12 protein-coding genes are annotated in these 12,400 nt (G+C 55.9%); 9 read left to right on the forward strand and 3 right to left on the reverse strand.

The genetic code is table 11. The annotated features are described in order from the left end of the window. Positions 1-72: 72 nt before the first annotated feature. The gene (locus GWQ31_RS04800; protein WP_345893581.1) at positions 73-774 is read right to left on the reverse strand and encodes a DUF2982 domain-containing protein; all 702 of its coding nucleotides are present in this window, start codon (positions 772-774) and stop codon (positions 73-75) included. Positions 775-943: 169 nt separating this feature from the next. Between GWQ31_RS04800 and GWQ31_RS04805 the strand changes: the two genes are divergently transcribed. The 4 genes from GWQ31_RS04805 to GWQ31_RS04820 all read left to right on the forward strand — a co-directional run bounded on the left by GWQ31_RS04805 (position 944) and on the right by GWQ31_RS04820 (position 5,202). Continuing rightward, a complete protein-coding gene (locus tag GWQ31_RS04805; protein ID WP_275908846.1) occupies positions 944-2,881 on the forward strand; it encodes an EAL domain-containing protein in 1,938 nt (645 codons plus the stop codon). 93 nt (positions 2,882-2,974) lie between these two features. Beyond that, positions 2,975-3,700, forward strand: coding sequence for an oxygen-insensitive NADPH nitroreductase (gene nfsA, locus GWQ31_RS04810; RefSeq protein ID WP_271774757.1), 726 nt, complete (start codon positions 2,975-2,977; stop codon positions 3,698-3,700). A gap of 189 nt (positions 3,701-3,889) precedes the next feature. Then, a complete protein-coding gene (locus GWQ31_RS04815) occupies positions 3,890-4,654 on the forward strand; it encodes a DNA repair protein (RefSeq protein WP_275908775.1) in 765 nt (254 codons plus the stop codon). Next, positions 4,648-5,202: a VOC family protein gene (locus tag GWQ31_RS04820; protein WP_275908776.1), complete on the forward strand. Its 555-nt coding sequence runs from the start codon at positions 4,648-4,650 to the stop codon at positions 5,200-5,202. Before GWQ31_RS04815 ends, GWQ31_RS04820 begins: the two co-directional genes overlap by 7 nt. 44 nt (positions 5,203-5,246) lie before the next feature. On the opposite strand, the gene GWQ31_RS04825 is transcribed toward GWQ31_RS04820, so the two are convergent. Next, positions 5,247-6,455, reverse strand: a complete 1,209-nt coding sequence (locus GWQ31_RS04825; RefSeq protein WP_275908777.1) for an MFS transporter — start codon at positions 6,453-6,455, stop codon at positions 5,247-5,249. A gap of 93 nt (positions 6,456-6,548) precedes the next feature. Between GWQ31_RS04825 and GWQ31_RS04830 the strand changes: the two genes are divergently transcribed. Next, positions 6,549-7,424: a LysR family transcriptional regulator gene (locus GWQ31_RS04830; RefSeq protein WP_265461847.1), complete on the forward strand. Its 876-nt coding sequence runs from the start codon at positions 6,549-6,551 to the stop codon at positions 7,422-7,424. Positions 7,425-7,497: 73 nt separating this feature from the next. Beyond that, positions 7,498-8,472: an HTH-type transcriptional regulator CysB gene (gene cysB / locus GWQ31_RS04835; protein WP_005315034.1), complete on the forward strand. Its 975-nt coding sequence runs from the start codon at positions 7,498-7,500 to the stop codon at positions 8,470-8,472. A gap of 145 nt (positions 8,473-8,617) precedes the next feature. Here the strand turns inward: cysB and ribA are convergent, their stop codons facing one another. Beyond that, the gene (gene ribA / locus GWQ31_RS04840) at positions 8,618-9,211 is read right to left on the reverse strand and encodes a GTP cyclohydrolase II (RefSeq protein ID WP_021140653.1); all 594 of its coding nucleotides are present in this window, start codon (positions 9,209-9,211) and stop codon (positions 8,618-8,620) included. Between the two features lie 248 nt (positions 9,212-9,459). Here ribA and cmk point away from each other — a divergent pair, with 248 nt between their 5' ends. The 3 genes from cmk to ihfB all read left to right on the forward strand — a co-directional run bounded on the left by cmk (position 9,460) and on the right by ihfB (position 12,294). Then, on the forward strand, positions 9,460-10,152 hold the full coding sequence (gene cmk, locus GWQ31_RS04845) for a (d)CMP kinase (RefSeq protein ID WP_159166617.1): 693 nt from the start codon (positions 9,460-9,462) through the stop codon (positions 10,150-10,152). Positions 10,153-10,246: 94 nt separating this feature from the next. Next, positions 10,247-11,917, forward strand: a complete 1,671-nt coding sequence (gene rpsA / locus GWQ31_RS04850) for a 30S ribosomal protein S1 (RefSeq protein ID WP_005315043.1) — start codon at positions 10,247-10,249, stop codon at positions 11,915-11,917. A 92-nt stretch (positions 11,918-12,009) separates the two neighbouring features. After that, positions 12,010-12,294: an integration host factor subunit beta gene (gene ihfB / locus GWQ31_RS04855; protein ID WP_005299934.1), complete on the forward strand. Its 285-nt coding sequence runs from the start codon at positions 12,010-12,012 to the stop codon at positions 12,292-12,294. The last annotated feature ends 106 nt before the right edge of the window (positions 12,295-12,400 follow it).

Below are 12,400 nucleotides of genomic sequence, written 5' to 3' on the forward strand. Positions count from 1 at the left end.
AGCGGTGTTCTGGGTGTAACAGGGGGGAGACCTTAAAAAGAGCTGCCCGCCTTGGCAAGCTCAATCCGGCGTTTAATTGATCTGGATTAGATTCGACTCCCGCTGGTATTGGTGCAAAAGGCGGATAAATTCGGCTGGATCCCGATCCAGGCTATTGTCCGGCACCAGCAGATCGTAACCAAACAGCTCACGCAGCCGGGTCATGCGATTGGCCAGCATGGCGATAACCCCCTCATAACGCTGGCCTGACGAAGAGCGAAAACGGCTCTCCTCCAACAAGCCTTCCCCCTGCAGTACACCACCACAGGTACCGCTCGGACAATCCTGTTGTTCATTGCGCAGGGCCTGCAACAGCACGGATCTTTGCTCGGTCAGCAGGCGAACGGCCAATCTGGGTGTGATCAATGTCAAAAAATCATCGTAATCTTTTATCTTCAATCCAATGTAGGGCAGGGGGACCAGATCCCAGCCGAGATGGATGCGCGGTTGGTCAATTCGCTGAATATTTCTCCATTTCAGGATCCAACCGCCGTATTTGTGGTGATATTGCAAACAATCGTGGCAGAGGGAGAGGCTGACATGGGGTTCGACCAGCTTCAACGAGCCGATAAAGATCATCATCAGACCCGCCAACAGGCCGGAGATGAAGGGGATTAGTGGTTGTTCACGGAAGAAAAAAAGTATAAAAATCATAGTAATGGTTACTATGATGCCCAACAATACCAAGGTGAGTCCGTTTTTCCTGACCATGGGTTTCACATGTAGCGTTTTCATATGAAGTCAGCCCTTGTGCGCAAGCTTATTTTCAGATTATGGGCTGGATCCTATTTTGTACCAGCATGGGGTGCCCCGAAAGGGTACCTTGTAGCAGGCTTTCTCAGTGATCACACATCATGAATCACCACATTAGATGAATACGCTAGACGAACGGTTATTGAGCGGGATGGATGTCCTGCATACCCCTATCTGGGTTTATGACATCCGGCATCATCATATTTACTGGGCCAACCGTACCGCATTGGGGGTATGGGAAGCCAGCTCGCTTGCTGAACTGCAAGCGCGGGACTTCTCTGCCGACATGGCTGCCGCCATCGATCTGCTCCTGCAACGCTACCTCGGTGATTTCCAGCAGGGGCGCAGTTACAGCGAGTGGTGGACGCTCTCCCCCAGGGGGATCAAAAAACAGATCTACCTGCGGTTGTCTGGCATTCAGCTGGCCGGCCGCCTGATGATGATGACAGAGGCGGTGATCGACGCCGATACCCTCTATCAGGAGTCCTCCCTCGCCACCGGCGATACCCTTGCCTGCCTCTTTGACAATCAGGGCCAGCTTGAGAGCGGCAACCACCACTTCGATACTTGCTTCGGCGATCAGGTCAGTCAGCTCTCCCAGGTGTTTTCCGGCAACAATGAAGCTTTCTACCAGAAGCTCTCACGCCTCGACGAGGTGGTGGCAGAAGGGGAGTGCCGTACCCGGAAGGGGATGCGCTGGTTCCAGTATCAGTTTCGGCATATCCAGCAGGGGGCACAGATATTGCTCACCATGCGCGATATTACCGACCGCAAACTCGAAGAGCTGGAGCACCGCCATCTGGCCTGGCACGACTCGCTCACCGGGCTGCTCAATCGCTATGGTCTGATGAAGTCCCTCGAGGCTTATTGCGGCATGGGCGGGCGCTTTGCGCTGGTGTTCATGGATTTGGACAACTTCAAGCTGGTCAACGACAACTATGGCCACAAGGCTGGCGATCGCCTGCTGGAACGGGTGGCCGGTCGGCTCAAACAAGTCTGTCCGCGGGATGTGGAACTGGCGCGTCTCGGCGGCGACGAGTTTACCGCCCTGGTGCCGCTGGCCCATTCCAGCGACAGGGCGCAGGAGGTAGCCGATCTCATGCTCTCCCAGATGACCAAACCGTTGCAGCTGAGCGGTGTACCCGAGGTGACCATAGGCGGCAGCATAGGCATCGCCATCTACCCGGACGATGCCGATGACGGTGACACCCTCATTACTCGCGCCGACATGGCCATGTATCAGGCCAAGCAGATGGGACGCCTGCGCTGGCAGCGGTTTACCCCCAGCATGCAACAGACCTTGCATCGCAAGCTGACCCTGAAGCAATTTCTGGCCAAGGCCATCGGTCGGCAGGAGCTGAGCCTCTGTTATCAGCCCCAGGTGGATGTGGCACAGGGCAAACTGATTGGCTTTGAAGCACTGCTGCGCTGGCACAATCCCGTCCTTGGCCATGTCTCACCGGTGGAGTTCATTCCGCTGGCCGAGGAGATGGGCCTTATTCGGGAGATAGGCAGCTGGGTGCTCTCGACGGCACTGGCCCAGATGGCCCATTGGCAGCAGGCATGTCAAGTAAGGGTGCCTGTGTCGGTCAATCTCTCCGGTTTCCAGCTATCTACCTCCTTGCCGGAACTGGTGGCCCAGCAACTCAAGGCGTATGACGTGGATGCCAGCCTGCTTACCCTGGAGCTGACCGAAACCGTCTTGATGCTGGACATGAAAGGCTGCATCGAGATCCTCGATGGCCTGAGCGAGCAGGGCATCAAGATCGCCATCGACGATTTTGGTACCGGCTATTCGTCGCTGGCCTACCTGAACCGGCTGCCCATCGATACCATCAAGCTGGACCGCTCATTCGTGGTGGGGCTGAACCTGCCGGTGATCCGGGCCACAGTGGCCATGGCAACCAGCCTGGGGCTTGGCATCATGGCGGAAGGAGTGGAAGATGAGCACGAACTCGCAGCGCTGCGAGCTCAGGGTTGCCACGTCTTTCAGGGCTTCCTGTTCAGCAAGCCGATGACAGTGGCTCAGGTGGAAGAGAACCGGTTTGCGGTCTGTTGCAAGGCTGGTACTTATCCATTGGCGGAATAGGTTCAACGCAGATGCTGTCATCTTCCTCCTCCGGGATGGCCTTGGGCCGCTGCGTTTTTTTGGGTAGAGTGTGACCTTCTTCCAGGAGGCATCATGAACCCGACCATCGACCTTATTCTCTCCCACAGATCCATCCGCCAGTTTACGCCTGAGCCCATTACGCCGGTGCAGCTCGACCAGATACTGAGTGCAGCCCAGTCGGCATCCAGCTCCAGCTTCCTGCAGGCCAACAGCATAGTTCGGGTGACGGACCAGGCCTTGCGTACCCGGCTCGCCGAACTGGCGGGGCATCAGGCATATGTTGCCCAGGCTGCCGAGTTTCTGGTGTTCTGCGCCGATTATCATCGCCACACCCAAATCGTGCCGGATGCCCAGACCGGCTTTGTCGAACAACTGCTGATCGGCGCCATCGACGGTGCCTTGATGGCCCAGAATGCCCTGCTGGCAGCCCAATCACTGGGGCTGGGTGGCGTTTATATCGGTGGTATCCGCAACAATCCAGCCGCCGTGAGCGAGGCGCTGGGCTTGCCCCATCAGGTAATACCGCTGTTTGGTCTGTGTCTGGGCCATCCGGCGCAGGAGCCAGAGCAGAAGCCCCGTCTGCCGAGGGCGCTGGTGGTACATGAGAACCACTATAGCGCCGAGCTGGATCGCCCCTTGCTCGCACAATATGATCAGCAGATCCAGTCGTACTATGAGGCCCGCAGCAGCAACAACAAGCAGCAGACCTGGAGCAGCCAGATCCGGTCCATTCTCGGCAAGGAGGCGCGTCCTTTCATGCAGGAATTCCTGCAATCGAAAGGGTTCAACCTCAAGTAATGGACCTTATGGGCGATACTATGAGGTAATGACAGTGTTGCCATCGCTGCATGATCCTGAGCTCCTCTGCCTGTTTTGAGACAGGGGAGGATAATAAATCGTGGGTAAGCTCTGCGGTGCGGACTACCTTAAGTGGGTAAGCTGTTGTAGGATCACGCAATTGGATTGGGACAGGAGTTTGAACATCCTATGATTTTAACCTTGGTATTGCTGTCTATTGGCGCACTCCTGTTTCTGGTTATCGCCTATAACGTGATGCAGCAATATAAGCAGAAGGCAGAAGCCGACAAGCGCCAGACGATTGCTCGTCACAAGGCGGTGGCGGACGAGACCGAAGAGGTGCTACTGAATGTCAATTTGGTACCCTTCTCCAAGAACATAGTTCTGCTGCTGCAACACCGGATCCTGGATGCTTACCGGGCGATCTCCCTGGTGATGCCCAATGGTCAGATCAAGCAGCGTATCGCCGATGTGCAGATCCAGATAAAGAATGTGCAAGATAACTACAGCAGCCAGGATGAAGGGCACTTCAAGACCCCCGAATCCGACCGTCAGGCCATTCAGATGCTGCAACTGGTCAAGAAGATGCGGGCAGTGCTGCGTGTTGAGCACAACAAGGGCAAGATAGACCCTCACGGTTTTGCTCAGGAAGATCGTCGCCTTGAGCTGATGCAGCTCAAGATCAACATCGCCAACCTGGTCAAACGGGCCATGGATGCGCAGATCCAGGGGCAGTACGGCACCTGCCGCCAGCTCTATACCAAGGGGCTAGCCGCCTTGGCCAGCGTGTCCGACAAGGATCCCTATCTGATGGCCAGGGAAGAGGATATGCGGCAAGGCCTGCAAGGCCTTGATGAACATTTGCAGCAGCACAGCGATAAAGAGCTGCAGAACATCAAGGACAAAGAGGCGGACGAACTGGACGTCCTGTTCCAACCCAAGAAGAAATGGTGATCATGTTCCACCCACTCGATACCACTTTGGGGCCCATGGCCCCATTTGTTTGTCAGCTATTGGCTGAACTGGACCAACTGGCAGTTCACGTTGATAGCATCAATGTTGACCACCTCTGTTACCGGGCGGCGAGTCTTGCCGAGTATCAGAAGCTGAATGCCGAACTGGCGAAGCAGGGCACCCTGCTGGTGGAAGGCATGATTGGGGGTCGCCCCATCGCCACCTATCAGCTTCACCAGCCCGTGTTATGTGGTCATGTCAGCGTGCCCTGCATAGAACTGGCCGCACCCAAGCCGGGGCGCAACCATCAGGCAGGTCTGGAGCATATCGAGCTGGTAGTGCCTTCACTGCATGAACTGGTGGCCGCGTATCCCGATCTGCCGTTCAAGACCGCGAATATCGATGACCTTCGCAACCCGGATGTGGGCATGATGCTGGCCTCTGGTCAGATCAAGTTTCACCTGAGATCCTTGGCCGAGGTAATTGGGGAAGAGTTGCATACCGGCGCTGTTGTGCCTGTGCCTGCTGGTTACTACGACGGTATCTGATCCGTGCAGGGGGAGGATTCTCATGTTTTCCCCTGTTGTCGTCGTCAGGTATGGCAGGTTCGGGGGCGAGCGCTGCGCCCCTTCAAATGACCGAGCCAGAGGCTCAAGCCCGCTGTGATCACCAGTATCAGCTCGATGCCGAGCACCAATCCCCCCAAGCCGCCCCGCTCCCAGAAAGGGTGAAGGTAGAGGCCTCCCAGGCTGGCGCCCAGATAATACCCCACCAGATAGAGTGACGATGCCAGCGCCCGGTTGTGCTCCACGTGCTGACCGACCCAGGCACTGGCACAGGCGTGGGCGAGAAAGAAACCGAAACTTGAGATGAGCAGCCCCGTCAGTATGGCTGCCAGCGAGCCATGCAGCAGCAGTGCACTGCCCAGCGCCATCAGCGAGATCCCCGCCAGCAGCAGGCGCTGTGCCCCCCAGCGGTGAGCACAACGGCCGCTTAAGGAGGAGGCGACCGTGCCTGACAGATAGGTCAGGAACAGCATGCCGAGCCATTGGGTGGGCAGGGAGAAAGGGGCCTTGGCCAGCAGGAAGGTGAGGTAGCTGTACTGGTTCAAAAACACCATGAAGTTGAGCCCGCCGATGAGATAGGCACCGACCAGCAGCGGATTGCCGAGATGGCTGCTGATGGCCCGCTGGAATTGACCAGGTTCTGCAATGACGGGCACAAAGCGGGTCTGGGCGGGCAATAACCAGACGACGAGGGGCAGCAGGGTCAGGCTTATCAAGCCAATGCCGAGAAAGGTGTGCTGCCAGTCGCCAAACCAGCCTGCCAGCAAGCCGCCGACGACACGGCCCGCTATGCCCCCTAGCGAGTTGGCGGCGATGTAGACACCGACGGCTGAGAGGAGGGCACGCTTGCTGAATTCTTCTCCCATATAGGCGATGGCGGTGGCGGGTAACCCGGCCAGCAGTACACCTTGTAATATCCTCAACAGCAATAACTGTTCAAACTGGTTTACCAGGCTGATGAGCAGGGAGAGCAAAATAGCACCGCCCAGGGTCCACAGCATGATACGGCGCCGGCCGAACCTGTCCGCGAGGCGGGCGCAAATCAGCAAGGAGGTGGCAAGCCCCGCAGTGCAGCCAGCCAGTGTCCAGCCTGCCGACAGCGAGCTGACGGAGAAGACATTTGCCAGCAGTGGCAGCAAGGGGTGGGTCTGGTAGAGGTTGAGAAATACCAGGAAGGAACCCAGGCTCAGGGCCAGGGTGGCGCGCGTCCATTCGCGGCTACCTACTTCGATCATGTGCAGTTGTCCTGACGGCTTTTGTGCAGAGTAGTGCGCCACAGGGCATAAATATAATATATTTAAGTTATCCATCTAATAAGATTAATTGATATGGACTTGAAGCAGCTCACCTATTTGCTGGCGGTACGGGATGCCGGTTCCTTCACTAAGGCGGCCAACGGCCTCCATGTAGCCCAGCCAGCCATCAGCATGGCCATTGCCAAGCTGGAGCAGCAGCTCGAGCTGCGGCTGTTCGACAGGCAGGATCGCAACGTGCGGCTTACTCCGGAGGGGGAGGTGCTCTGTCGTCATGCCGAGCGGCTGTTATTGCAGATGCATCAGGCGCAAGCCGAGATGGCCGAGCTGAAAGGGCTGGAGCGTGGCGAGGTGCGCATCGGTATCCCCTACATGATGGGTTCTTACTATTTTCCTCCGATCCTGATGGCCTTCAAGCATCGTTACCCCGGTCTGAAGATCCGGGTAGAAGAGGCCGGCTCACGCGAGTTGCTGAGCCGCATGGTGGATGGCACCCTGGATCTGGCCATCCTGATCACCAGCGATCTGCCACCTGCGCTGGAAGGGGCCCAGTTGCTGCGTGAAGAGATGTTGATGGTGGTGGGGGAAGAGCATCCGTTGCGGCAGGCCTCGGCCGTCTCCCTGACCCAGTTTTTTGACCAGGAACTGGCCATGTTCCGACGAGGTTTTTACCACCGTGAACACATGGAAGCATTGGCTCAGGAGCTGGGGTGTGAGCCTGACATTGCGTTTGAAAGCAATCTGATCCCCCTGCTCAAGGCGGTGGTCAAGCAGGGATTTGCGGTGACTACCTTCCTGCGGATGGTGCTGGATGAGGAGCCTTCACTCACTGGAATCTCGTTTGCTCCCCCCATTTTTCTTGATCTCTGTGTGGCATGGCGGCGGGGCGATCCGCTCTCCATGGCGAACCGCGCCTTGCGAGATTTTTTGCTGGCGCAGGCCCGGCCATAAATGGCCAAGAAGGAAAGGCTATCAGGCAAAAGTTTGTTAGTATTAGTTCAAGTCGCCTTTAGAGCCTAACATCATGAAACTCCAACAGTTGCGTTATATCGTTGAGGTTGCCAATCACAGACTGAACGTGTCGGCAACGGCAGAGAGCCTCTACACCTCTCAGCCAGGGATCAGCAAGCAGGTGCGCATGCTGGAAGATGAGCTGGGGATCCAGATTTTCGAGCGAAGCGGCAAGCATCTGACCCAGATCACTCCGGCAGGGCGGGACGTGATCAAGATTGCCAACGAGATCCTGGGAAAGGTGGAGAGCATCAAATCGGTGGCGAGCCAGCATACTCATCCCGAGCAAGGCACGCTGCATATTGCGACCACCCATACCCAGGCTCGTTATGCGCTGCCCGATGTGATCAAGGGTTTCATTAAGCGCTTCCCCAAGGTGTCTCTGCACATGCACCAGGGTACCCCGACCCAGATCAGTGAAGCCGTGGTCAAGGGGCAAGCCGACTTTGCCATCGCCACCGAGGCGCTGCACCTGTATGAAGATCTCATCATGCTGCCTTGCTACCACTGGAATCGCAGCGTCATTGTTCCCAAGGGACATCCCTTGACCCAGGTTGGCAAGCTCTCCATTGCGGATATCGCCCGCTTCCCGTTGGTGACCTATGTGTTCGGATTTACCGGCCGATCCGAGCTGGATCTTGCCTTCAATCGGGCCGGTTTCGAGCCCAATATCGTCTTTACCGCGACCGATGCCGATGTGATCAAAACCTATGTTCGACTGGGCGTCGGGATAGGGGTGATGGCGACCATGGCGCTGGATCAGCAGGTTGATACCGATTTGGTGGCTCTCGATGCCAGCCATCTGTTTGCTCACAGCACCACCAAGATAGGATTTCGTAAAGGATCTTTCCTGCGCACCTATATGTACGACTTCATGACCCGTTTTGCCCCGCACCTGACTCGAGATGTGGTGGAGCGCGCCATCGCGCTGCGCTCGAGCGATGACGTGGATGCCATGTTTGCCGACATAGAGCTGCCGGTTCGCTAGCGTCATACCAGCCAGCAGCATAGATCAATAAAAACGCCTCCCGATGGGAGGCGTTTTTATGCCAGCGTCTGATCACAGGAGTCATTTTCTGAACCTGTGATCCAGCTCGTTCGCTTTGGCCAAAAGGCAGGCCTCGTTGTGAGGCTCACTTCTTGAACATGTGGTCCAATTTATTTGCTTTGGTCGAGAGGTAGAACTCGTTGTGAGGATTGCGGCCTTCCTGCAGGGGAACCCGCTCCGTCACCGGAATGCCAAAGCTCTCCATCGCCTTCATCTTGCGTGGATTATTGGTCATCAGGCGCAGGCTGGTGACGTTCAACGCCTTGAGCATATCGGCACAGATGGTGTAGTCGCGCATGTCGGCAGCAAAGCCCAGCGCCACATTGGCTTCGACGGTATCGGCGCCCTGATCCTGCAGATGATAGGCCCGGATCTTGTTGAGCAGGCCGATGCCACGCCCTTCCTGGCGTACATACAACAAAACGCCACGACCCGCTTTGGCGATGTTCTCCATGGCTGCCTGCAATTGGAAGCCGCAGTCGCAGCGAAGGCTGAACAAGGCATCTCCGGTCAGGCATTCAGAGTGAATACGGCCCAGCACAGGCTCATCGCCTGTGACATCGCCCATCACCAGCGCAGCATGATCCTTGCCGGTGCCGGCTTCCTGAAAGCCTACTAGCGTGAAGGTGCCCCAGGGGGTCGGCAACTTGGATTTGGCCACGAGGGTAACGCTGCTCATAGGTTGCTCCTTACTACAGCTGCTTAAAAAGGGCGGCCAGTTTAGCGCGCCTTGTCCATAACAACCATAAGAACAAAACCTTGTGCTATTTAATGACTTGAGCAGTTGTATATAAACAACGCAGTCGCGACGGCTTTTGCGCAAATGTGCGCCCTGACGACTGCCAGACTCGGCACATTTGGGTATAATCGGCGCCCATTACCTCATTCCCTCCGGGATGTGTGCAACAAGTGTGCAGGAGATAAGTTATGCCTCAGATGGCCCCCGTGATGACAATCGATGGCCCGAGTGGTGCCGGTAAAGGCACCTTGTGTCAGTTGCTGGCTGAAAAACTGGGTTGGCACCTGCTCGATTCCGGCGCCATCTACCGGGTATTAGCCCTGGCTGCCTTGCACCATGATGTGGAACTCGATTCTGAAGCTGCGCTAGTCCCCCTTGCTGCCAATCTGGATGTGCAGTTCCAGGTGGATAGCGAACAGGTCAAGGTGGTGCTTGAAGGGGAGGATGTCTCCCGCACCATTCGTACCGAAGAGGTGGGCAATGCCGCGAGCAAAATTGCTGCCTTTCCGCGAGTGCGTGAAGCCCTGCTGCGCCGCCAGCGCGCATTTCGTCAAACCCCTGGCCTGATTGCCGACGGCAGAGACATGGGGACCGTGGTTTTTCCGGAGGCAGAGGTAAAAATTTTCCTCGACGCCAGTGCGGAGGAACGGGCCCAGCGCCGCTATAAGCAGTTGCAAGATAAGGGCTTTGATGTTAACTTTGAGCGTCTTTTAACCGAGATTCGGGAACGTGACGATCGCGACAGAAATCGCGCCGTAGCGCCCCTTAAAGCGGCAGAAGATGCTCTCGTGGTGGATTCTACCTCCATGACCATAGATGAAGTGCTGGCAACAGTGCTCGCCTATGCAGAGCAACAACTTGGTGATGCCAGCGCAAGCTGACATCCGGTCGTCTGCACCAAGGATGGCGCAGATTATTTAAAACAGCCCCGCTTGTGCCGGATTGCAAGTGGATGTTTCATTTGTGAAATAAACAATGATCGAATCTTTTGCTCAACTCTTTGAAGAGTCCCTGAACTCCGTTGAAACCCGTCAAGGTTCCATCGTCAAGGGTACTGTCGTTGCTATCGAGAACGGTTTCGTACTGGTTGACGCCGGTCTGAAATCTGAGTCCGCCATCCCGGCTGAAGAATTCAAGAACGCCCTGGGCGAGCTGGAAATCAGTGTGGGTGACACTGTTGACGTAGCTCTGGACTCTATCGAAGATGGTTTCGGCGAAACCAAGCTGTCCCGTGAAAAAGCCAAGCGCCACGAAGCCTGGCTGCAGCTTGAAAAAGCTTACGAAGAGCAAGCTACCGTTATCGGTATCATCAACGGCAAGGTCAAGGGTGGTTTCACCGTTGAACTGAATGGCATCCGTGCCTTCCTGCCGGGTTCTCTGGTTGACGTGCGTCCGATCCGTGACACCGCTCACCTGGAAAACAAAGAACTCGAGTTCAAAGTCATCAAGCTGGACCAGAAGCGCAACAACGTTGTTGTTTCCCGTCGTGCCGTGATCGAGACCGAGAATACCTCCGAGCGCGAGAGCCTGCTGGCCAACCTGCAAGAAGGTCAAGAAGTCAAGGGTATCGTCAAGAACCTGACCGACTACGGTGCATTCGTAGATCTGGGCGGTGTTGACGGCCTGCTGCACATCACCGACATGGCGTGGAAGCGCGTTAAGCATCCTTCCGAAATCGTCAACGTTGGCGACGAGATCGCAGTCAAGGTTCTGAAGTTCGACCGCGAGCGTACCCGTGTATCTCTGGGTCTGAAGCAGCTGGGCGAAGATCCCTGGGTTGCTATCGCCAAGCGTTACCCGGAGACCACCCGTCTGTCTGGCCGCGTGACCAACCTGACCGACTACGGCTGCTTCGTTGAAATCGAAGAAGGCGTTGAAGGCCTGGTACACGTATCCGAGATGGATTGGACCAACAAGAACATCCACCCGTCCAAAGTTGTTAACGTTGGCGACGTGGTTGACGTGATGGTTCTGGATATCGACGAAGAACGTCGTCGTATCTCCCTGGGTCTGAAGCAGTGCAAATCCAACCCGTGGCAGCTGTTTGCCGAAACTCACGCCAAGGGCGACCGTGTTTCCGGTAAAATCAAGTCTATCACTGACTTTGGTATCTTCATCGGTCTGGACGGCGGCATCGACGGTCTGGTTCACCTGTCTGACATCTCCTGGAACAACCAGGGTGAAGAAGCAGTTCGTGAATTCAAGAAAGGCGACGAGATCGAAGCCGTTGTTCTGCAAGTGGACCCGGAGCGTGAGCGCATCTCCTTGGGTGTCAAGCAGATCGAAGAAGACCCGTTCAATAAGTACCTGTCTGATAACAAGAAAGGTGCTATTGTGAAGGGTAAGGTTACCGAGGTTGATGCCAAGGGTGCCGTAATCGAACTGGCTGACGGCGTAGAAGGCTACCTGCGTGCCTCCGACGCTGCTCGTGACCGTGTCGAAGACGCGACTCTGGTACTGTCCGTTGGTGATGAAGTTGAAGCCAAGTTCATGGGCGTTGATCGTAAGAACCGCACCGTAAGCCTGTCTGTCCGTGCGAAGGACGAGGCTGACGAGCGTGTTGCTATCGATAGCCTGAACCAACAAGAAGAAGTTGTGTTCAGCAATGCTATGATGGAAGCGTTCAAAGCTGCCAAGGGTGAATAATCCTTGATGCAAGAAAAGGGCGGCTTCACGCCGCCCTTTTTTATATTGGCGTAATGAATATTGCATGTGATCGGGGAAGGAGATTTAACGTTATGACCAAATCAGATCTCATCGAACAATTGGCTGCGAGCCGCATGCATATGCCGGCCAAAGATGTCGAAGCTGCCATCAAGGAGATCCTTGAGCAGATGGCATCGACTTTGCAAAACGGCGACCGGATTGAAATCCGTGGATTTGGAAGTTTTTCACTGCACTATCGTGCCCCCCGCGTGGGTCGTAATCCCAAGACCGGGGACAAGGTTGAACTGACCGGGAAATATGTCCCTCATTTCAAACCTGGCAAAGAGTTGCGCGAGCGCGTGAACATTATTGAATAATGCAGAAAACGGCATACTTGGGTATGCCTTTTTTGTTTTTGTGGCTTCTCTTGTGTCAATTGTCTGGTTTCTCCAAGTCTTTTCCCATTCGCTCTAGAGTCTGCCC

Origin of the sequence: Aeromonas sp. 2MA4 (assembly GCF_029237305.1) — a bacterium.
Classification (GTDB): Bacteria; Pseudomonadota; Gammaproteobacteria; order Enterobacterales; family Aeromonadaceae; genus Aeromonas; species Aeromonas salmonicida.

What these genes read in the sequence shown, in the direction of transcription:
- cmk (WP_159166617.1), top strand. Translation starts at nt 9,460, where the DNA reads ATGCCTCAGATGGCCCCCGTGATGACAATCGATGGCCCGAGTGGTGCC.
- GWQ31_RS04820 (WP_275908776.1), top strand. Translation starts at nt 4,648, where the DNA reads ATGGTGATCATGTTCCACCCACTCGATACCACTTTGGGGCCCATGGCC.
- GWQ31_RS04805 (WP_275908846.1), top strand. Translation starts at nt 944, where the DNA reads ATGGATGTCCTGCATACCCCTATCTGGGTTTATGACATCCGGCATCAT.
- GWQ31_RS04815 (WP_275908775.1), top strand. Translation starts at nt 3,890, where the DNA reads ATGATTTTAACCTTGGTATTGCTGTCTATTGGCGCACTCCTGTTTCTG.
- GWQ31_RS04800 (WP_345893581.1), bottom strand. Translation starts at nt 774, where the DNA reads ATGAAAACGCTACATGTGAAACCCATGGTCAGGAAAAACGGACTCACC.
- GWQ31_RS04825 (WP_275908777.1), bottom strand. Translation starts at nt 6,455, where the DNA reads ATGATCGAAGTAGGTAGCCGCGAATGGACGCGCGCCACCCTGGCCCTG.
- ribA (WP_021140653.1), bottom strand. Translation starts at nt 9,211, where the DNA reads ATGAGCAGCGTTACCCTCGTGGCCAAATCCAAGTTGCCGACCCCCTGG.
- cysB (WP_005315034.1), top strand. Translation starts at nt 7,498, where the DNA reads ATGAAACTCCAACAGTTGCGTTATATCGTTGAGGTTGCCAATCACAGA.
- GWQ31_RS04830 (WP_265461847.1), top strand. Translation starts at nt 6,549, where the DNA reads ATGGACTTGAAGCAGCTCACCTATTTGCTGGCGGTACGGGATGCCGGT.
- rpsA (WP_005315043.1), top strand. Translation starts at nt 10,247, where the DNA reads ATGATCGAATCTTTTGCTCAACTCTTTGAAGAGTCCCTGAACTCCGTT.
- ihfB (WP_005299934.1), top strand. Translation starts at nt 12,010, where the DNA reads ATGACCAAATCAGATCTCATCGAACAATTGGCTGCGAGCCGCATGCAT.
- nfsA (WP_271774757.1), top strand. Translation starts at nt 2,975, where the DNA reads ATGAACCCGACCATCGACCTTATTCTCTCCCACAGATCCATCCGCCAG.